Origin of the sequence: Paenarthrobacter sp. NPDC089307, assembly GCF_040685055.1 — a bacterium.
In the GTDB taxonomy this organism is placed as follows: domain Bacteria; phylum Actinomycetota; class Actinomycetes; order Actinomycetales; family Micrococcaceae; genus Arthrobacter.
On record NZ_JBFBHE010000006.1, the window covers coordinates 260,230 to 279,676 of the forward strand.

17 protein-coding genes are annotated in these 19,447 nt (G+C 62.9%); 2 read left to right on the top strand and 15 right to left on the bottom strand.

From position 1 onward, the window contains the following. Nucleotides 1–35 precede the first annotated feature (35 nt). From AB0N72_RS16615 to AB0N72_RS16655, 9 genes are all read right to left on the bottom strand, one after another. Nucleotides 36–1,184: a 3-deoxy-7-phosphoheptulonate synthase gene (locus AB0N72_RS16615; RefSeq protein WP_363932848.1), complete on the bottom strand. Its 1,149-nt coding sequence runs from the start codon at nucleotides 1,182–1,184 to the stop codon at nucleotides 36–38. A gap of 219 nt (nucleotides 1,185–1,403) precedes the next feature. Then, entirely contained in the window at nucleotides 1,404–2,411 is a 1,008-nt protein-coding gene (locus tag AB0N72_RS16620) for an acetylxylan esterase (RefSeq protein ID WP_363932845.1), read from the bottom strand. Nucleotides 2,412–2,461: 50 nt separating this feature from the next. Then, complete coding sequence (locus AB0N72_RS16625) at nucleotides 2,462–3,139, bottom strand: DUF1961 family protein (RefSeq protein ID WP_363932844.1); 678 nt, start codon at nucleotides 3,137–3,139, stop codon at nucleotides 2,462–2,464. After that, the gene (locus AB0N72_RS16630; protein WP_363932841.1) at nucleotides 3,136–3,804 is read right to left on the bottom strand and encodes a rhamnogalacturonan acetylesterase; all 669 of its coding nucleotides are present in this window, start codon (nucleotides 3,802–3,804) and stop codon (nucleotides 3,136–3,138) included. Before AB0N72_RS16630 ends, AB0N72_RS16625 begins: the two co-directional genes overlap by 4 nt. 33 nt (nucleotides 3,805–3,837) lie before the next feature. Next, entirely contained in the window at nucleotides 3,838–4,710 is an 873-nt protein-coding gene (locus AB0N72_RS16635; protein ID WP_363932840.1) for a carbohydrate ABC transporter permease, read from the bottom strand. Then, nucleotides 4,710–5,684 carry an ABC transporter permease subunit gene (locus AB0N72_RS16640; RefSeq protein WP_363932838.1) on the bottom strand — a complete coding sequence of 325 codons (975 nt, stop codon included), beginning with the start codon at nucleotides 5,682–5,684 and terminating at the stop codon, nucleotides 4,710–4,712. Before AB0N72_RS16640 ends, AB0N72_RS16635 begins: the two co-directional genes overlap by 1 nt. After that, on the bottom strand, nucleotides 5,681–7,210 hold the full coding sequence (locus AB0N72_RS16645; protein ID WP_363932836.1) for an extracellular solute-binding protein: 1,530 nt from the start codon (nucleotides 7,208–7,210) through the stop codon (nucleotides 5,681–5,683). Before AB0N72_RS16645 ends, AB0N72_RS16640 begins: the two co-directional genes overlap by 4 nt. Beyond that, on the bottom strand, nucleotides 7,207–7,437 hold the full coding sequence (locus AB0N72_RS16650; RefSeq protein WP_363932835.1) for a hypothetical protein: 231 nt from the start codon (nucleotides 7,435–7,437) through the stop codon (nucleotides 7,207–7,209). Before AB0N72_RS16650 ends, AB0N72_RS16645 begins: the two co-directional genes overlap by 4 nt. Beyond that, nucleotides 7,430–8,128, bottom strand: coding sequence for a DUF624 domain-containing protein (locus AB0N72_RS16655; RefSeq protein WP_363932833.1), 699 nt, complete (start codon nucleotides 8,126–8,128; stop codon nucleotides 7,430–7,432). Before AB0N72_RS16655 ends, AB0N72_RS16650 begins: the two co-directional genes overlap by 8 nt. 328 nt (nucleotides 8,129–8,456) lie before the next feature. Between AB0N72_RS16655 and AB0N72_RS16660 the strand changes: the two genes are divergently transcribed. After that, a complete protein-coding gene (locus AB0N72_RS16660) occupies nucleotides 8,457–10,517 on the top strand; it encodes a DUF6807 family protein (RefSeq protein ID WP_363932831.1) in 2,061 nt (686 codons plus the stop codon). Here the strand turns inward: AB0N72_RS16660 and AB0N72_RS16665 are convergent. The 5 genes from AB0N72_RS16665 to AB0N72_RS16685 all read right to left on the bottom strand — a co-directional run bounded on the left by AB0N72_RS16665 (nucleotide 10,501) and on the right by AB0N72_RS16685 (nucleotide 15,671). Continuing rightward, nucleotides 10,501–11,700, bottom strand: coding sequence for an MFS transporter (locus AB0N72_RS16665; protein ID WP_363933303.1), 1,200 nt, complete (start codon nucleotides 11,698–11,700; stop codon nucleotides 10,501–10,503). The genes AB0N72_RS16660 and AB0N72_RS16665 overlap by 17 nt on opposite strands. Before the next feature lie 116 nt (nucleotides 11,701–11,816). Then, the gene (locus tag AB0N72_RS16670; protein WP_363933301.1) at nucleotides 11,817–12,461 is read right to left on the bottom strand and encodes a Poxvirus protein I5; all 645 of its coding nucleotides are present in this window, start codon (nucleotides 12,459–12,461) and stop codon (nucleotides 11,817–11,819) included. Between the two features lie 22 nt (nucleotides 12,462–12,483). Then, nucleotides 12,484–13,401, bottom strand: a complete 918-nt coding sequence (locus AB0N72_RS16675; RefSeq protein WP_363932828.1) for a carbohydrate ABC transporter permease — start codon at nucleotides 13,399–13,401, stop codon at nucleotides 12,484–12,486. Continuing rightward, the gene (locus AB0N72_RS16680; protein ID WP_363932826.1) at nucleotides 13,398–14,351 is read right to left on the bottom strand and encodes a sugar ABC transporter permease; all 954 of its coding nucleotides are present in this window, start codon (nucleotides 14,349–14,351) and stop codon (nucleotides 13,398–13,400) included. Before AB0N72_RS16680 ends, AB0N72_RS16675 begins: the two co-directional genes overlap by 4 nt. 33 nt (nucleotides 14,352–14,384) lie before the next feature. Beyond that, nucleotides 14,385–15,671 carry an ABC transporter substrate-binding protein gene (locus AB0N72_RS16685; protein WP_363932823.1) on the bottom strand — a complete coding sequence of 429 codons (1,287 nt, stop codon included), beginning with the start codon at nucleotides 15,669–15,671 and terminating at the stop codon, nucleotides 14,385–14,387. 196 nt (nucleotides 15,672–15,867) lie between these two features. On the opposite strand from AB0N72_RS16685, the gene AB0N72_RS16690 reads away from it, so the two are divergent. Then, entirely contained in the window at nucleotides 15,868–17,886 is a 2,019-nt protein-coding gene (locus AB0N72_RS16690; protein ID WP_363932821.1) for a beta-galactosidase, read from the top strand. A gap of 85 nt (nucleotides 17,887–17,971) precedes the next feature. Here the strand turns inward: AB0N72_RS16690 and AB0N72_RS16695 are convergent, their stop codons facing one another. After that, nucleotides 17,972–19,348: an extracellular solute-binding protein gene (locus AB0N72_RS16695; protein ID WP_363932818.1), complete on the bottom strand. Its 1,377-nt coding sequence runs from the start codon at nucleotides 19,346–19,348 to the stop codon at nucleotides 17,972–17,974. Nucleotides 19,349–19,447: the final 99 nt, after the last annotated feature.

Below are 19,447 nucleotides of genomic sequence, written 5' to 3' on the forward strand. Positions count from 1 at the left end.
GGGCCAATGTGAAAGCTTTCCCCGGAAGTGGGACCCTACTCCCCCGAGGCAACCCCAGAGACAGTCCGGCGCTTGCGTGCAGAGGCAGCCAACTGCTCCAGCACCGACGCCGTGACGCCCCATTCCATGCAGGCATCCGTAACGCTCTGGCCGTACACAAGTTCCTGCTCGCCGGAGAGCTGCTTGGCTGTATCCAGGTTCTGCGCCCCTCCCACCAGGAAACTCTCCAGCATCACACCGGCGATCGGAGAGGAAGCCCCGGCTTCCAGCTGGGCGCCGATTTCCAGCGCAACCTCGGCCTGACGGTGATGGCTCTTGCCGCTGTTGGCGTGGCTTGCGTCCACGATCAGTCGCGGGTTCAAGCCCTTGGCGGCGAGCTTTGCGGAAGCAGCTGCAACATCGTCGGCTCCGTAGTTGGGCCCCTTGCGTCCGCCACGGAGGATGACGTGGGTATCCGGGTTGCCGGATGTCGCAACCAAAGATGCGCGGCCGTCGTCGTCGATTCCCAGGAAGGCTTGCTCGGCGGCAGAGGCGCCACACGCGTCGATGGCCACCTGGAGGTCGCCGTCGGTTCCGTTCTTGAAGCCGATGGGCATGGACAAGCCGGAGGCGAGCTGGCGGTGGATCTGGCTTTCGGTGGTGCGGGCGCCGATCGCACCCCAGGAAACGAGGTCAGCCATGTACTGCGGGCTGATGGGTTCGAGGAATTCGGTGGCGGTAGGCAGTCCCAGGGCGGTGACCTGCTTCAGGAAGCCGCGGGCTGCGCGGAGGCCCGCGGCGATGTCGTGGCTGCCGTCCAGGTGGGGATCGTTGATCAGGCCCTTCCAGCCAACCGTGGTGCGCGGCTTCTCGAAGTACGTCCGCATGACCACCAGCAGGTCTTCCTTGTGCTTCTCGGCCTGGCTGACCAAGCGCCGTGCGTATTCGAGGCCGGCTTTGGGATCGTGGATGGAGCACGGGCCCACGATGACCAGAAGACGGTCGTCCACTCCGTCCATGATGGCGCGGACCTGGTCACGGCCGCGCTCGACGACGGCAGCTGAGCGGGCGTCCAGCGGCAACTCCGCGATGAGGTCCTGTGGTGCCGGAAGCGGCTCGAAGCGGGCCACCCGAAGGTTGGAGGTGGCGGGCTGCGCAGAGTCTGCGGAGTCGAGCGAGGGGGATTCGGCGGCGATGCTGGTCATTTCTGGGTCCTGTCCGGGATGCGGAGCGGGCCCCTTTTCAGAACCCGCCGGATATGGCGAAGGGCAGAGAATCATCTCTGCCCTGCTGGCTCTGAAGGAAAGTTGGATGCGTGTCAGTTAGACGCGGGCCCCTCCAGAGCCAACGAAAAATACGCATACCAACGGTTTGTCATAGCCACACCATAACCACCCCGGGCCAGACCCGGCAAATCGCGTCCGTCATGATGACAAAAGTTTGCGGAGGAACTGCAACTGCTTGATCCAGTGGTGTTCCTGGCCGCCCTCGTGGTTGTTGAAGCGGTATACCTCGATGTCCTTTTCAGGCGACCCAGCAGAAAGCCCGTAGTTGTTGTAGCTGGCGAAGACCGTGGACGGAGGGCAGATATCGTCCATTTGCGCCACGGAGAACAGCGCCGGAACAGTCGCCGCCCTGCCCAGGTGGACGCCGTCGAAGTAGTTCAGCACGGACAGCATCGACTCGTAGCGGTCCCGGTGCCTGCCGAGGAAGGAGGCAATCTCCGGGTACGGACCGCGCGGGGTGATGTCTATCGCGCGCGGAAAGTCCTGCAGGAACGGGACGTCGGGCAGTGCGGCGATGACGCCGTCGAGCCTCCCTGCCGTCAGCCCCGCGGCGGCAACGGTAATGCCGCCGCCCTGGCTCACGCCGGTCAAGACAACGCGGGAAGGGTCGACGGCGGGATGGCTTTGTGCCGCTTCCACCGCACGGAAGGCGTCCACGTAGACCCGCCTGAAGTAGTAGTTGTCCTGGTGGTCGGCACCTCGGGTCATCAAGCCTGCAAAGGCAACCCCGCCGGCGGAAGGGTGCGGGTCCGGAGTGTCGCCCGAGACACCGCCGTAGCCTTGGCCGCGGGTGTCCATGACGAAGTGTGCGTAGCCGGCCTGTGCCCAGCGGGTGTTCTGGTTGACCAGGCCGCGGCCGCCGGAGTAGCCGATGTACTCCACCACAACGGGAAGCCGCGTGCCAGGCTCAAGGTGCGCGGGCAGATGCAGCCATCCTTTGATGCGGTCTCCCCCGAAGCCGGAGAATGTGACGTCGAATGAATCAATCACGGCCAGGTAGTTGTCCACCGGCTCAAACACGGCGTCCAGTGGTACATCGCGGGCCTCGGCGATGGTCCGGTCCCAGAAAGCATCGAGATCTGCGGGTGGGACCGCTGTTGAGGTGTAGTCGCGGAGTTCTTCGAGGGGGAGATCAAAGAGAGGCATGGGGACATCCTACGTCATGGTTTTGTGTGCTCGGCCACAGGCGCGGCTGGCTACAAATTGCTGATGGACAGGTTGCGGTACGCGGCCTTGAGCGGGGCCATCTGGCGGATGCCGAAATAGCCCCCACCCAGCGGAACAGGCGCGGGGTCCAACCAGGCAAACAGCGGAAGTTCATTGATGGCGAAGGACACCCGCGGACCGTCCTTGATCACTTCCATCCGGTAGAAACCGTCCGCATCCCCAGCCGGCGGGAGCGGATCTGCACCCTGCGCCACGAGTTCGAACCCCGCGCTCTTTCGCAGGTTGCAGGTCCTGAAGGCACGCTCGGAGGCGTACTTGTGCCGGAAATAGGACACGTGCAGCGCATCGATATCCCCTGAGTGATACTGCGGATAAAAGCCGGTCCGCGGGGCCAGGGCCTTGGAGAAAATGTCCTCTCCCCCGTGGCCCCGGGCCGCGAAGAACACCATGGCAAGCCCGGGTTCCTCAAGCGGCAGGAACTCCCAGCTGATGCGGACGTGGTCGGGCAGCTTCTCGGGGCACCACAGGGTCCAGTGGGCATGGTCACCGTGCTCTTCCCCGTCGAGGGAACCCGACAGGACCAGCGCACTGGTTCCGTCGGCTCCAAGACCGGGCCCGCCGTCGTCGAACGTTCCGAACTGCACCGGCCCTTCGGCGATCCAGGATGCCACATCTGAAGGGCCCCGCAAGGGGTTCGTGTACGTCACGCGCGTGCCCCGGAAGGGAGCGCGGCCAGGCCGTAACCCAGCGCTTCCAGCTGTTCGGCGACATAAGCGGCCACCCGTTTGGCACCCGCCTCATGGAAGTGCGTGTTGTCCGCCAAACCTCCGGCCCAATGCGCATGCGCCCCGGGAGCGAAATGGAAGAAGAGCTCCTTGGACCCCTCCTCTCCCAGCTCCAGGTAAAGGTCGCGGGTCCATGCGTTGAGGTCGAGGACGTCAAGTCCCAGCTCGGCGCCCAGTTCACGCACGACGGCGGGATACTCACCAAGGCTCTGCTCCAGTTGACCGGCAAGGAAGTGCCGGCGTTCCACGGAAGTGCACAGAATGGGCACCCCGCCCTTGGCACGCACGTCGGCCACCATCCGGCGAAGGTTTTCCGCATAGCCCGTCCTCGCCGCAAGGTGCTCACGCTTTTGGTCGTTATGACCGAACTGGATGAGCACCACGTCTGCCTGGACGGTCTGATGCAGCAACTGCTGCCAGAGGCCCTCTTCCCTGAACGACTCCGTGGTAGCGCCGCCCTTGGCGTAATTGTGAACGGCACCCCACCAGTAGGTCTCCGCCGCCAGGTGGGCGCCCCAGCCGCTCATCGGATATTCGTAGCTGGGGCAGGCAGCCACAGTGGAGTCGCCGGCGAGGAGGATTTTCATGGTTGTCCTTTCAGGAACCTGGGCCAAGCGTGCCTAGCCCTTGACCGACCCGATCAGCATGCCCTTGGCGAAGTGCTTCTGGAGGAACGGGTAGAAGATGAGGATGGGCAGGGTTGCCACGACGATCACCGCGAATTTGATCCCCTGTTCCGGCGGGATGTACGACGGATCCACATTGCCGGTGCCCAGGAGGTCGGATGCTGCGGTGACTTGGCGGAGGTACATCTGCAGGGTCCACATGTTGTTATCGCTCAGGTAGAGCAGCGGGGACATGAAGTCGTTCCAGATACCCACGGCGTAGAACAGGGCAAATGTGGCCAGCACCGGCTTGGACAGCGGCAACAGGATCCGCCAGAGGATCCCGATTTCCGTGGCACCGTCCATCTTGGCGGACTCCTCCAGCTCGGCGGGCAATTCCTGGAAAAAGTTCTTGATGATGATCAGGCTGAACGGGTTGATGGCAGCGGGGAGGATCAGGGCCCAGTAGGTGTTGAGCAGGCCCAGGTCCTTGACCAGCAGGAACGTGGGAATCATGCCGCCGGAGAACACCATGGCGAACACCACCAAGGACATGATCAGCTTGCGGCCCCGGAGGTTCTTCTTGGCAAGCGGGTAGGCCATGGTCACGGTCAGGACCAGCTGGATCACCGTACCCACAAGGGTCACCAGGACGGTGGTGACCAGGGCACGGGTAAACGCGGGCGTGGAGAAAATGTACTCGTAGGCGCCAAGGGTGAACTGTTCCGGCCAGATGAAGAACGCGCGCCGGGTGATCTCCGCTTCGTTCGCGAAAGAGCCTGCAATCACGTACACGAACGGCAGCAGGGTGATGATGCCGATTGCTGACAGGAAGACGTAGTTGGCGGCATCAAAGACCCTGCCGCCGCGGGTGTTGTGGATCTTCATTAGAACAGTCCGCTCTGGTTGAACCGCTTGGACAGCCAGTTGGTGCCGAAGATCAGCACGATGCCCACCACGGACTTGAAAAGCCCGACGGCGGTGCTGTAGCTGTAGGCGCCCTGCGTGATGCCCACGAAGTACACGTACGTGTCGAAGACGTCGGCCACGGAGCGGTTGAGTGCGTTGGTCATGAGGTAGATCTGCTCGAAGCCCGTGTTGAGCATCTGCCCGATCGCCAGAATGAGCATCACGATGATCGTGGACCGGATGCCGGGGAGGGTGATGTGCCAGACGCGTCGGAACCTGCCGGCGCCGTCGATAATTGCCGCCTCATATTGGTCCTGGTCCACTGTGGCCAGTGCGGCGAGGAAGATGATGGTTCCCCAACCGGTGTTCTTCCAGATTTCCTGGAGCACGATCAGCGGCCTGAACCAATTGGGGTCGGACAGGATATCCACGTTGGTTCCGAAGAGTCCGTTGACGAACTGGAACAACGGCCCGATGTCCAAGGCGAACAGCAGGAAACTCAACGACGCCACGATGGTCCACGACAGGAAGTGGGGGATGTACACGAGCGTCTGGACAGTGCGCTTCAGCACGGCCAAACGGACTTCATTGAGCAGCAGGGCCAGCACGATGGTCAACGGAAACGCGATCCCGAGGTTCAGGAACGCCAGGATCAGGGTGTTGGCCAGCAACCGGGGGAAGTCCGGGTTGGCGAAGAAATCGGTGAAGTTGGTGAATCCCACCCAGGGGCTGCCGTTGACCCCGAGGAACGGTACGTAGTCCTTGAAGGCAATGGATACCCCGTACATGGGTCCATAGCGGAAGATCGCGAAGTACAACACGCCCGGAAGCAGGAGGAGGTAGAGCCACTTGTAGTGCGCAAAGTGGACAGCAAATCCGCGCCGCCGCGCCGGGGCGGGGGGCTTGCTGGCCGCCCGCTCCGACGCTTTGGCCTCAACGACCGGCGCTGTCACTTCTTGTTTTCCTGCCAGAGCTTGTTGATTTCTTCCTTGACCTTGTCACCGCCGCTGGTGTTCCACAGCTTGATGGCGTCCTTCAGGCCCTGTTCGTCGAGTTGGCCGGCGAGGTACTTGATGCGGGCGTCGGCAACGATGTTGTCCAGCTGCGCGCCCTTGGCAACGTAGGTGGGCGAAACGAACGCGGCAGCGGGGTTGTAGACAGCACTCTTGAGGTCCTCGGCCATGATGGCGGTCCGCTCGTCGAATACCTTCTGCTCATACTCGGAGGCCTGCTTGACGGGGTAGAAGTTGTTGCCCGTGACGTTTGTCCCCAACTGGGCAAAGCTCTTGATATCGGTGTTGACCGCTTTGCCTTCCGGAGTTTCGGGCTTGATGGTCGCGGCCAGGCCGTCCTCCACCGTGAAGTTCACGCCCTCGATGCCGTTGTTCATGAGGATGGCAACGTCTTTGCTGTTGAGCTTGTCGAGGAAGCTGAGCACGTTCTTGAGGTCGGCTTCGGTTTTGACGCTGGCCTTGGGAATTGCCAGGAAGCCGGAGTAGCCGTCGGTGGGGTGTGCGTGGAGTTTCCCGTCGGGACCCTTCAAGCTGCCCACGAAACCCACCTTGTTCTGGAAGTCGTTGGGGTTGGCCTGCTTGAACAGGTTGATCAGGACGCTGACGCGGGAGTCGACGTCGATGATGATTCCGCCCTTGCCGTTGAAGAACGGCTCGTTCCACTTGGTGCTGTCGTAGGTGGCGAAATCGGGATTGATGAGCTTTTCGTCCACCATCTTCTTGATGAAGCGGTCGGCTTCCAGGAATTCGTCGGTCTCGAAGCTGGGCACCAGCTTGCCGTCGCGCTCGGTCCAGCGGTTGCCGGCTCCGTACCAGGTTTCGATGAGGTCGTAGGGGCTGTTGGTGCCCAACGCGCCCCACTTGGGGATGGTGATTCCGTAGGTATCGTTCTGCCCGTTGCCGTCTGGATCCTGTTCGGTGAAGGCCTTGGCCACCTTGTAAAGGTCTTCAACCGTTTCAGGCGCTTTGAGCCCCAGCTTGTCCAGCCAGTCCTGGCGGAACATGACAGCGGCCCGGATGGGGTTTCGTCCCCGGTAGACGCCGTAAACCTTGCCGTTGATGCTGGCGTTCTGCTGGACCTCCGGGAACGTGGTTTTGAGGTTCGGGTAGTCCTTCAGCTTGTCCGTCAGGTCCCAGAAAGCACCGGCTTCGGCGTTTTTGACGAAGCCCGGCGTCTTGCCTTGGACCACCAGGACGTGCGGGATGTCCGAGGAAGCCAAGGTGATGTTCATCTTGTCTTCGTACGACGCGTTGGGCGTCCACGTGATGTTGACGTCCTTGCCGGTCAGCTCTTCGAGCTTTTTCTGCACGGCGCCGTCGGCGGAGGGCGGCTGGGCCTCCAGGAACGGCGCCATGATCTTGACGGAGGAAAGGTCCGACGCCGGTGCTTCGCCACCGCAGGCGGTCAGCGCCAGGGCAGCTGAGACTACGACGGCGGCGGCCAGCGTATGTTTCTTACGGATCATTTTCTTACCTGCTCCACTTCTTCGGGGTTGTTTGGGTTCGACGCGTTGGTGTCCGGTGCGCCGTAGAACCTTTTGAGGGTCCAGAGGTGCTGGCCATCCGCATCTTGATACGTTTCACTAGCGATCGTGGCTGAGGCACTTCGAATGGCCTCAGCGTGCTCCTGCACATCCAGGGGCCGGTGAAGGAGATGCTTCACCGTGCGCGGGGCGGGTTCACTCTCAGGCAAGACTGGCCTCCTTCGAGCCGGCAGGAGCGCTCCATAGCGCGAGCCCGCGGCCACCGTCGGCCTCAGCCTCGGATCCGGCCATCACCTGGTCATTGGCCGTGAAGAACCTGTCACACAGCCAGCCCGTCACGTAAAGCCAGGCTCCCACTCCGAAGAAGGGGACCAGTCCGGGAACAGAGCGGCAAACGAACAGGGCGGCCGCCGTCACGAACAGGAGGATGACCGTGCCCGCAAGGTGGCGCATGGCGAAGCGCGAAGACGTCAGGAAATACTGGGGAACCGTGAGCTCATACCGGGCGAACATCGGGAAGACGTAGCAGAGCGTCCCGGCGACGAACAGGGTGGCCAACAGGATTCCCGCTGAGGCGATCTGCGATCCCAGATCCCATCCGGCTGAAAAGAAGGCCCAGTTCAGGGCCAGCGCCACACCCACGGCCAGGATGGGCAGACCCAAGGCATTGCCCTTTGCAAAGTTGTGGAAATACTCCCGCGCAAACCGTCGCAGGAGTGGCGCGGCCTCGCCGCGGACCCTGGAGCGCACAAGGATGTGCGCCGCAACAGTACTGGGCCCCACCCCGAAGACCACCCCACCCAAAACGGTAAAAACCATCCACAGGACATTCAGGCAGGCAATCCATACCAGGGTGTCGAAGAACGTGTAGGCCCGGGCGCCGAGTCCATCAGGCGTCATTGTCCGCCCCCTTCTCCATCGTTGCAGAACAGGCCCTGCCTTCATGGCAACAGTGGTCGGCATGAGCCGCCATTGCCTGAAAGCCGGGGTCGACCCGTGTGGGCCACATCTCACTTAGCAAGCGCTTTCCCGCCAACTTAGACCGGGCCGGATATTCGAGTCAAGCAGTTTCTTGAATCGTTACATTCGGCCGTTATTCACACCGGGCCAAGTAGTCACACCTTTCGGAAAGCGCTTGCCGAAGGTAGTCTGGGGTCAACCACAACGCCCCACAAGAATCCGACGACGACGTCATACGCCTTCGTTGCAGCGCCAGCAGAGGAGATCCATGGACACCCCCTCCATCGAGCCCACGATCAGCCCCACGCCCTCGCGGACCGCATCCGGAACCGCCCCGGCACGAGCCAGGATCGCCTTGGTTGGAGTCCACGGATTTGGCACCCACCACTTGCACAATCTCGAGCGGCTCTCCGCCGATGGACACGTCGAACTCGTCGCTGTGGCTGACCCCAATCCCCCGGAACCCGGAGCCCTGCCTGAGGCTACGGCGGTCCACGCCACCTTGGATGAGCTGCTGGCGGCAGAGCATCACCCGGACATCGTCATTGTGGCAACACCCATCCAGACCCACGCACCGCTGGCGTTGTCCGCGCTGGCCTCCCATGCGGACCTGTATTTGGAGAAGCCTCCGGTTGCGTCGATGGCGGACTTCCTTCGCCTCCAAGCAGCAGCCTCGGCCGCCGGCCGCAGCGTCCAGGTGGGCTTCCAAAGCCTTGGTTCCCATGCCGTGGCCGCCTTGGAGAAGCTGGCCGGCGGCGATTCCACGGCAGATCTTCCCGGCATCGGCACCCTGAAGGGAATCTCCGCGACGGGCCGCTGGGTCCGGGACCGCGCTTACTACAAACGCTCACGCTGGGCCGGAAAGCGCAGCCTGGACGGGGTGGACGTGGTTGATGGCGTAGCCACCAACCCCCTGGCCCACGCCATCGCAACGGCGCTGCGCATTGCCGGCGCGCGGGAAGCACAAGATCTGGCCAGCGTGGAAACAGACCTCTACCGCGCGAACGACATCGAAGCCGATGACACCTCGGTGATCCGCCTGCGGACCAACAGCGGATTGCGGATCACCTGCGCACTCACCCTCTGCTCGGCCGAGTCGGTGGAACCATACGTCACTTTGCAAGGTACGGAGGGAACAGCCGTCTTCCACTACACGGAGGACCGCGTAGTGGTGACCACCGAGGCCGGTGAAACCACCCGGGTATTCGGCCGCGACGACCTGACGGAGAACCTGCTTCAACACCTCGCCACGGGAGCACAGCTCATCAGCCCGCTCAGCCACAGTGGCGCGTTCATGCGCGTGGTGGAGTCCATCCGTACCGCAGAACCGCCCCGGCTGATCGCTTCCGACCATGTGGACTGGGTAGGAACAGGCGATCAGGCCCACGCTGTGATCCGGGGCATCCAGGATGCCGTGGAACGGGCAACCCGCGCCCACGCCACCTTCGCGGAACTGGGACTTCCCTGGGCACGCCCCGCCGCATCGGGCGCGGAACCTCTTTTCGGCAGCGACACCTCAGCCGGCGGCGCGGGCGGCGCTGTCCTGCGGAATGGAAGGGGCCTCGAGTCCTGGCTCTCGCCCAGGCCGTACCTGCACCCTGTGGGCACGCCCTCCGGAACCGTGGTGACCGACCACCTTGCGTCGGACCACGTCTGGCACCTCGGCGCTGGTTTCGCGTTGCAGGACGTCAACGGGAGCAACTTCTGGGGAGGTCGCAGCTACCGAAGGACCGCAGGAAAGTACGTCGACCTCCACGACCATGGCCGGATCGAGGTCGCTGGAGTCGCCCGCGAAACGGACCGCACCACGTTGGAACTGGACTGGTTCGGCGCCGACGGCAGCCTCCTCCTCCAGGAACGCCGCACTTTCGAACGCTCCGTCAGCAGTCCCCGCATATGGCGCCTTGACATCCAGACCCAGCTCACCGCCGTCGTCAATACCTCGCTGGGCAGCCCGGGCTCGCACGGTGCGGACGGCAGCGGATACGGCGGGTTCTTCTGGCGGTTACCCGCCAGCTCCTCGGCGCGCGTCTTCTCCTCCACGGCCGATGGCGAATCAGCCGTGCACGGTTCCGTTTCGCCGTGGCTGGCATGGGCTGGGGAGTTCGACGGCGGCCCTGCCACTTTGGTGTTCGCGGCACCGTTGGAGTCGGCGGACCCATGGTTCGTCCGGCGTGACGGTTATCCGGCAGTAGGTTCGGCCCTGGCGTGGGACAAGGCCGTGGAACTCGCTGCCGGTGAGCCGCTCACGCGAAGCAACACTGTCTGGATCAGTGATGGCATCCTGGACCGTCAGGAGATCGAGGACCTGGTCACGGCCGGACGCTGAGCCGCCCGATCCGCCACATCAGCAGGCCAATGACCGCGGCGGAGGCCATGCCCAAGGCGCCCGTGACCACCAGCCCGGTCCTGACGCCGAAGTCCTCGGTGAGCCACCCGGCAAGCAGGCCACCCAGCGCGTGTCCGCCCAGGAGCAGCGGGAAGTAGAGGGCCAAAACCCTTCCGCGGACATGCGCGCCGGCCTCAAGCTGCACCGCAGTGGCCGCGCTGGTGAGGAAAACGAGGGTCATGAAGCCCACCACCACGAGCATCACAACAAAGAGTTCCTGCGTGGGCATCACTGCCGCGAGCAATTGCGTCAGTCCGAAAAGGCCTGCACTGGCTACGATCCCCTTCCGGCCGAATCGCTTGATCCTGGTGGCCACCAGCGCCCCGGCCAACGCGCCCAAAGCACTGACCGTGTTGAACAGGCCGAATCCGGCCGGGCCGCTGTGCCACACCCTGTCCGCGAACGCGGCCAGGACCACAGGGCCGTTCATACCGAAGGCACCGAGCAATCCGGCCAGGAGCATGGTCAACAGGAGCGGCGGGCGGGCCCGGACGAAGCGGAAGCCAGCGAGTATCCGGCCTTTTCGGGCCGTAGGTTCCGAAGCCGCCGGGGATTGATGCAGTTCGCCGGGCCTGATGGCGGCGATCATGGCCAGGACAGCCACACCAAGGCAGGCATTACCGGCGAAAGCCGCCGCAGGACCGGCGTGGGCAATGATGACACCGGCAAGGGCTGGACCCGCCATGGCACCCAATTGGCCGATTGCGCTGTTCAATCCGATGGCTGCGGGGAGGCCGGCATCGCCCACCACCTCGTTGACGAAAACCTGCCGGGCAGGGCCGTCAATGGCGCTGGTAATGCCCAGGGCTATGCAGGAAACGTAGACCACCCAGACGTCGCTGCCACCCGTCGCATTCCAAACTGCCAGACCCGCCGCGAGCAAGGCGGCCACCGTTTGGCAGGCCAGCAGAATGCGGCGCTTGGGAAAAAGGTCCACCAGGACCCCGCTGATGGGTCCCACCACCAACATGGGAAGGAACTGGAGGGCCACCGCGAGGCCCACTGCGGCCGGACTGCCCGTGAGCTGGAGAACCAACCAGTCCTGGGCGAGCCGCTGCATCCACACCCCGCCGCTGCCCACCAGTGAGAGCGCCACGAAGATCCGGTAGTTATGGTGCCGCAGCGGATAGTGCCAGCTCTCGGTGGATGGACCGCGTGAAGTGCCGGGACTGCGAGAAGTAGAGCGTCGTGCAAGGGGGCGCGGGGACACGGGGTGGTCTGCTCATTTCAGCGTGGTGGTCATCTACTGGGGTGGGAACGGATTTTGACGGCCGCGGCGGCCAGGATCAGGGTTCCGGGAACGATGACGAAAAGAGCCTGCAGCATCCACACGAACACCACGGCCATGAAGACGGCGGCGAGCAGGAGAAGCGAGCCGCTCCAGTCCCTGAGCGATTCCTCCTTGGCGGTGGAATACGCCAAGGCCCACCGTTCACGCGGGGCGGAGTCTGCGGACGTTGCTTCCCCGCCTTCCCATTGGACCGCACCGCTCCAGTTTGCGACTGTCCTCAGCAAGAGCACAGCGCCCAACCCCGCCAGGACCAGGGTGGCCGGCAGGACCACTGCACCGCCGGGCAGCTGACCAACCAGTGCGAGCATCAGGTTCAGGACCATCACGACGCCGGCTGCCGCCGTCGTGATTCCCAGCTTCCAACTGCCGGGCAGCGCCCTGCGGAAGTTGCCCCACAGGCTGCGGAGCGAATCGTCCCTGCCGCTGAGGTGCCTTTCCAGGTGCGCGACGCCGGCCGCGTAGGCAGCCGGCGCCGTCACCAAGGGGATGGAAAGGAGGAGCACGATGACTCCCGCCAGGATGGTCTCGGCGAAGAGGGCGAAACGGTTGACCGGGATCCCGGGTTTCGCCGGGGACGTACCGGTACTGTCCATGGTGCTCATCTCTTGTTGCTCCCTAGCCCTTGAGGCCCTGCGTTGAAACGCCTTCGACGATGTAGCGCTGGAAGACCAGGAAGAACACCAACACGGGCAGCAGCGCCAGGACCGACATGGCGATCATGGCTCCGTAATCCGAGCTCTGGGTCTGGTCCACGAAGAGCCGCAATGCCAAGGGAAGCGGATATTTTTCCGGGGTGTTCAGGTAGAGCAGCGGCCCGAGGAAGTCGTTCCAGCTCCAGATGAAGGAAAAGATGGACGTCGAGATCAGGGCGGGCTTCATCAACGGCAGCATGATGGACCGGAAGATCCGCACGTGCCCTGCACCATCGATGCGCGCCGCTTCATCCAGTTCAGCCGGAAGTCCCCGCATGAACTGGACCATGAGGAACACGAAGAACGCATCGGCGGCCAGGAATTTGCCGATCAGCAACGGCACGTAGGTGTCCACCAGGCCCAGCTGCTGGAACACGATGTACTGCGGGATGATCACCACGTGGAACGGCAGCAAGAGCGTGGCGATCATCATGCCGAAGAACACCCCGCGGCCCGGGAAGTTGATCCGGGCGAACGCATAGGCCGAGACACTGGCCGAGAGGACAGTGCCCACAACAGCACCCACGGCCAGGATCAGGGAGTTGGTGAAGAACGTCAGCGTGGAGACGCCACCGATTCCCTCCATGGCCGTGACGAAGTTGTCCAGGCTGAAGTTGCTGGACCACAGTGCGTTGTTTGCGCCGCCGATTTCCGAGTTCGGCTTGAAGGCCGAGGCGATCATCCACAGTGCCGGGTAGAGCACCATCGCCACCAGGCCCAATGCAACGATGTGGAAGATGACGCTCTTGATCCGTTTGGCGGTCCCGGATTCGGCTTTCGGGTTGTAGGCCGGAACCGGAGTGCTGGGCGAGGATTGGATGGGAGTTGCCGTGGTTGTCATTTTGAATCACCGCTGTAGTGGACCCAGGACTTGGAGGTCTTGAAGAAGATCAGCGTGATGATGCCGACCACGACAACCAGGAGCCAGGCCATCGCCGAGGCGTAGCCCATCCGGAAATCGCTGAAACCGCGCAAGTACAGGTAGAGGGTGTAGAAGAGGGTTGAGCCTGCCGGGCCGCCTTCACCGTTGGAGATGATGTAGGCAGAGGCGAAGATCTGGAACGCGTGGATGGTTTCCATGAGCAGGTTGAAGAAGATCACCGGGGAAAGCATGGGCCAGGTGATGTTCATGAACTTGCGGAAAGGGCCTGCCCCGTCCATCGATGCTGCCTCGTAGAGATCCGCAGGGATCTGCTTGAGGCCGGCCAGGAAGATTACCATCGGGGCGCCGAACTGCCAGACGGTCAGCAGGATCATCATGGGCATGGTCATGGACGGGTTGCCTACCCAGCCGCCGAGGTTGATGCCGAAGAATGACAGGCTTTCATCCACGGGACCGGAATCGCCAAACATGGCCTTCCAGACGATCGCGATCGAAACCGAGGCACCGATCAAGGACGGTGCGTAGAAGGCCGAGCGGTAGAAGCCCTGGCCTTTTCGCTTGCTGTTCAACAGCATGGCGACCGCGAGGGCCGCCGCGAGCTTCAGTGGAGTACCGAACACGACGTAGCTCAGGGTCACACCCACGGACTGGAGGAATCTCTCATCCTGGAAGAGGGTGGCGTAGTTATCGAAGCCTATCCATTTGGGGGCATCAAAGAGGTTGTAGTTGGTGAAGGAAAGGTAGAGCGAGGAAATCATCGGGCCCACAGTCAGGGCGATGAATCCCAGCAGCCAGGGAAGCAGGAAGGTGTAGCCGGCGCGGGTGTCCGCCCCGCGCCGCCGCGGCTTGCGCGGTTGCAGGGACGCGGACGTCTGGGAACGCCTGCTCAGGGTTGGGCTTTGAGTCACGGGATCGGTCCGTCAGTATCGGGAAAGCCTGTATCAGGCGTTCTGCTTGATGAGGTCTTCGGCTTCCTTGAACCAAGCATCGGCTGCGCCGTCGATGCTTAGCTTGCCGTAGTTCAGGTCTGAGCTGACGCGCTTGAAGGAGGCTTCCAGGGTCCCGAAACCCACAATGGGCGGCTCCGGAGCGTCCTTGAGGTACTTCTCGATGGACTTCTCGTAGTCCACAACCAGCTTGTCTGTGCCTTCGAAGGTGGTCCCGTCACGCTGGGTCTTCGACGCCGGTACGCCGCGGGATGTCTTGAAGATCTGGCCGACTTCGGGGTCGTTCACCATGAAGTCGATGAAGCGGGCGGCAGCATCCTTGTACTTGGTCTTGGCACTGGCCACCATCAGCATGGACGGCTTGAGGAAGAGGCCCAGGTTGTCGGGGTCATCGGAGGGGACGGGCACCAGCTTGAGTTCCTTGGCTCCGCTGTCGCCCAGGTAACCGGCCATGAAGTTGTCCCAGGTGACCTCGCTTGCAGTGACGTTGGAACCCATGGCGGACTTGGGTGCGAGCTGGGTGACGCGCTCTTCGGGAACCAGCGCGGGAGTGCCCCTCAGCCCTGCCGAGGTGTTCCACCACTTCTTGAGGTCGTCCTTGGTGAAGCCCAGTTTTCCTTCATTCGTGAAGGCCTGGATGTTGTTCTGGCGCAGCCAGATGTTGAACATCCACCACACGCCCGTGTAGTCCGTGCCACCGAACAAGGCGCCGTTGCTCTTCTGTCCAACTTCGGCCATGAAGGCGTTGAACTCTTTGTAGGTCCACTGGCCATCGGGCTCTGCGACCCCCAGGCTTTGGAGTTTGGCGGGGTCGTAGTAGACGGCAAAGGCGTTGGTGCTGGTGGGGATGCCGTAGGTCTTGCCACGGATCTGGCCGGAAGGAAGGAGTGACTTGTCGAAAGCGTCGGTGTTGATCTTGACGGTCCCCAGGTCCAGGAGTTGGTTCCGCTGGCCGTAGTCCCGCAAGTAGGAGAGATCCCACTGCATGACGTCCGGCAGGCCGCCGCCTGCAGCTTCCGTTGCCCGCTTCTGCCAGTAGCCGGCGAAGTCGGTGAAGTTACCGTTGACCTTGATGTCGGGGTTTTTGGACTCGAACAAGGCAATGGCCTTGCGGGTACGCTCCGCACGGTCGTCGTTGCCCCACCACGTGTAGTTGATGGTGACGGGGTTGTCCGCGGAGCCTGCCTTGGACTGGGCTGAAGACTGGCCACAGGCAGAGAGGAACGCGGCAGATGCAGTGCCGAGAGCCACCGTGGTGAGGAATTTCCTTCTATCGATCATGAGAGCCTCCTTGCTCAGTTGGTGCAAGTTCCTGAGAGTTTCTGCAACGTGGCAGTGATCTCGCTTACACTCGTTCTGAATCGATACAATAGCCCCAATGGAGAATCTGGGCAAGCGTTTTCCAAACCCTTGGGTTTTCCAACGTTTCCCGCACGCGACCGCCAGCAAGATCCGCCAACCCGACGAAGGAGTCCCTATGACCTCCCCGGAAACACCCCGCCATCCCTCTGTTTGGGGCCGCTTGGACGGCCTTGCGTACGGCGGTGACTACAATCCGGAACAGTGGCCGGAGCACGTGCGCCTGGAGGACATCGAGCTCATGAAGGAAGCCGGCGTCAACTTCCTGAGCGTCGGCATATTCTCCTGGGGACTGCTTGAACCCTCCGAAGGCAACTACGATTTCGGCTGGCTGGACGACGTGATGGACAACCTCCACGGCGCCGGGATCAAGGTGGCGCTGGCTACGGCCACCGCGTCTCCCCCGGCGTGGCTGGCCCGTAAATACCCCGAAATCCTGCCCGTGACTGCGGAAGCAACACGACTTGAGCGGGGCTCGCGACGCCACTACACGCCGTCGTCAGCCGTGTACCGCAGGTACGCCACCACCATGACGCGCGTGATCGCTGAACGCTACAAAGACCACCCGGCCCTGGCGCTATGGCACGTGGACAATGAACTCGGCTGCCACGTTGGCGAGTTCCACGGCGAAGAAGACGCCGCCGCGTTCAGGGCTTGGCTCGAGCGCCGGTACGGCTCCATTGAGGAGCTCAACGAGTCCTGGGGAACGGCGTTCTGGTCCCAGCACTACGCGTCCTTTGACGAGATCATCCCACCGGGGCCTGCTCCCACCACCCTGAACCCCGGCCAGCAATTGGACTTCGCCCGATTCAATTCGTGGGTCTTCATCGACTACTATCGCGAACTGCTGGCAGTCCTCCGGGAAGTCACGCCGGCAATACCGGCCACCACCAACTTCATGGTCTCCAGCGCCACCAAGACGCTGGACTACTTCGATTGGGCCAAGGACATGGACGTGGTGGCCAACGACCACTACCTGGTGGCCGCAGACCCCGAGCGCCACATCGAACTGGCCTTCAGCTCCGACCTCACCCGCGCAGTGGCGGGCGGCATGCCGTGGATCCTCATGGAACACTCGACGTCGGCGGTCAACTGGCAGCCACACAACCAGCCCAAAATGCCCGGCGAAATGCTGCGCAACTCACTCACCCACGTAGCCCGCGGCGCCGATGCCGTGATGTTCTTCCAATGGCGGCAAAGCAAGGCAGGCTCGGAGAAATTCCACTCCGCCATGGTCCCCCACGGCGGCCGCGACACGCAGGTGTGGAGGAACGTGGTGGATCTCGGGCAGGCCCTGTCGAAGCTCGAACCCGTCAAAGGTTCGCGGGTCACCTCCAACGTGGCCATCGTCTTCGACTACGAGGCATGGTGGGCTTCGGAACTCGATTCACATCCAAGCAATTCACTGAGGTACCTGGACACCATGCGGGCATTCCACCGGGCGCTCTACCTCCGCGGAATCACCGTGGACTTCGTCCATCCGACCACGGACCTGTCCGGCTACGACCTGATCCTGGTGTGCACCTTGTACTCCGTGACGGACGCGGCGGCGGCCTCGATCGCTGCAGCAGCGGAGGCCGGAGCCACGGTCCTGGTCAGCTATTTCAGCGGCATCGTTGACCAAAGGGACCACGTTCGCCTGGGCGGCTACCCGGGCGCGTTCCGGGATCTGCTGGGGATCCGCACCGAGGAATTCCACCCGCTGTTCCCCGGCACCACGCTTACCCTGAGCGATGGAACCGTTGGCTCCGTGTGGAGCGAGCACGTCCATGCGGGACCGGACACCCATGTGGAGGCGACGTTCACCAACTACCCGCTGGAGGGTGTCCCCGCCGTAACCCGGAACAGCGTCGGGGCGGGTTCAGCGTGGTACCTCGCAACACTCCCGGACGCAGCCGGGATCGACTCTCTGACCGCGCGGCTTGTGGAAGAAGCCGGGGTGAGGTCCGTGACCGAGGCTTCCACCGGCGTCGAGCTTTCGCGGCGCACGGCGGACGACGGCCGCACCTTCCTGTTCGCCATCAACCATGGCACCGAGGACGCAACCGTGAAGGCCGACGGCGACGACCTCCTCAGCGGCGGGCGTTTCAGCGGCGTGGTTCCCGCCGGAGCGGTGGCCGTCATCGCGGAAAACTGACCCAGGCAAGGTGGGCAGACAACGAAAAGCGCCCCCGGTTGGCCATAATCGACCAACCCGGGGCGCGGTTCGTACCCGGGGGTAGCTAGCTGATGGCGGACTTCATTTCGTCCACGGCTTTCTTGCCCGCTTCTTCCGCCGAAAGCCTGTTGAACATGACCTCCGAGGTGTAACGCTTGATGATTTCCTGGATGGCACCGGCGCCCTTCGGCGGAGCAGCCGGCGCGTCGCCGAGCTCGTCCTTGATGGAGCTGATGAAGTCCACAACCTTGACGTCGGCCTTGGCCAACTTGGGTGCGATTGCTTCGCGGACGTCGGAGTTCGGGTAGACGCCGCGGTCTGCCAGCAGGATCTCGCCGGCCTTGACGTTGTTGGTCAGGAAGTCGATGAACTTGGCAGCTTCTTCAGGGTGCTTGGTCCGTGAGGACGCAGACCAGAACTGTGAGGCCTTGTACCAAAGACCGGCATCATCAGCCTTGCCCGTCTTGGACGGGAACCGGAGGATCTGGAGTTCTCCACCGGCTGCCTTCTCCAGGGCGGGGAGCTGGTTGGACCACCAGAAAGCCATGCCGTTCTTGCCGGTTGCGAGCCCACTCTGGTCCAGCGGTGCCGCCTCCGCTTCAACGATTTCCGACGCCGAGGGCACAGCCTTCTTGTCGCTCATGTCCTTGAGGAACTCCCAGTAGCCCTTGATGTCGGAGGGCTCGAAGCCAAGCTTCCCGTCCTGCGTGTACAGCGACTTTCCATTCTGTCGCAGCCACACGCCAAGGGATGCCTCATCCGTGCCATAGGCCGCAGCACCGTAGGTGCCCTTGGGCGACTTTGCCGTCACCTCCGCAGCGATACGCTCGAAGTCCTCCCAGGTCCAGGTCTTGTCGTCCGGGAGGGGAACACCCGCGGCCTGGAACACTGCAGGGTTGGCGAGGATGGTGGCTGCGTTGATGCCGGCCGCGATACCCGTGAGGCCCTTCTCGCCCTTGCCCGCATTCAGCGCAGCTTCATCGAGCTTTGAGGTGTCGATCTTGTACTTGGAAAGGTCAAGCAGCGCACCGCGCGTGGAGTACTCGGTGATGTACTTTTCGTCCATCTGGATGATGTCCGGAGCGTCGTTGGCAGCCACCTGGGTAGCCAGCTTGTCCCAGTATCCCGACCAGTCGCCGTACTCGGCCTTGATGGTGATGTTGGGGTTCTCGGCTTCGAACGCCTTGATGGCTTCCTGCGTCAGTTGTGCCCGCTTGTCGCCACCCCACCAGGAGAAGCGGAGCTCCACTTTGCCATCGGCGCTCTTCGCCTCCGAACCTCCTCCACAGGCCGTGAGTGCGAGGACGGCGGCGGCCGTGGCGGCGATCAGGGCGGAGGCACGGAGCTTGCGCTTGGTACGTGTGGCCTTGGCAACCAAGGAACCTCCTGTTGTTTTTGCTGCAGCGGGGGCGACTGCTTCACCCTCTGGATATGCGGGCACTTGTGACTCCGATCTTCGTTGATCTCGATGCGAGGAAGTGAGAAAGCGTTTTCTTGCGTAGATTTATGATACAAGTCACATTCTTGTGTTACAAGATAC

Bases quoted from the DNA above. Each gene is read 5' to 3' on its own strand.
- AB0N72_RS16615 (WP_363932848.1), bottom strand. From the start codon at position 1,184: ATGACCAGCATCGCCGCCGAATCCCCCTCGCTCGACTCCGCAGACTCT.
- AB0N72_RS16620 (WP_363932845.1), bottom strand. From the start codon at position 2,411: ATGCCTCTCTTTGATCTCCCCCTCGAAGAACTCCGCGACTACACCTCA.
- AB0N72_RS16630 (WP_363932841.1), bottom strand. From the start codon at position 3,804: ATGAAAATCCTCCTCGCCGGCGACTCCACTGTGGCTGCCTGCCCCAGC.
- AB0N72_RS16635 (WP_363932840.1), bottom strand. From the start codon at position 4,710: ATGAAGATCCACAACACCCGCGGCGGCAGGGTCTTTGATGCCGCCAAC.
- AB0N72_RS16645 (WP_363932836.1), bottom strand. From the start codon at position 7,210: ATGATCCGTAAGAAACATACGCTGGCCGCCGCCGTCGTAGTCTCAGCT.
- AB0N72_RS16655 (WP_363932833.1), bottom strand. From the start codon at position 8,128: ATGACGCCTGATGGACTCGGCGCCCGGGCCTACACGTTCTTCGACACC.
- AB0N72_RS16660 (WP_363932831.1), top strand. From the start codon at position 8,457: ATGGACACCCCCTCCATCGAGCCCACGATCAGCCCCACGCCCTCGCGG.
- AB0N72_RS16670 (WP_363933301.1), bottom strand. From the start codon at position 12,461: ATGGACAGTACCGGTACGTCCCCGGCGAAACCCGGGATCCCGGTCAAC.
- AB0N72_RS16675 (WP_363932828.1), bottom strand. From the start codon at position 13,401: ATGACAACCACGGCAACTCCCATCCAATCCTCGCCCAGCACTCCGGTT.
- AB0N72_RS16685 (WP_363932823.1), bottom strand. From the start codon at position 15,671: ATGATCGATAGAAGGAAATTCCTCACCACGGTGGCTCTCGGCACTGCA.
- AB0N72_RS16690 (WP_363932821.1), top strand. From the start codon at position 15,868: ATGACCTCCCCGGAAACACCCCGCCATCCCTCTGTTTGGGGCCGCTTG.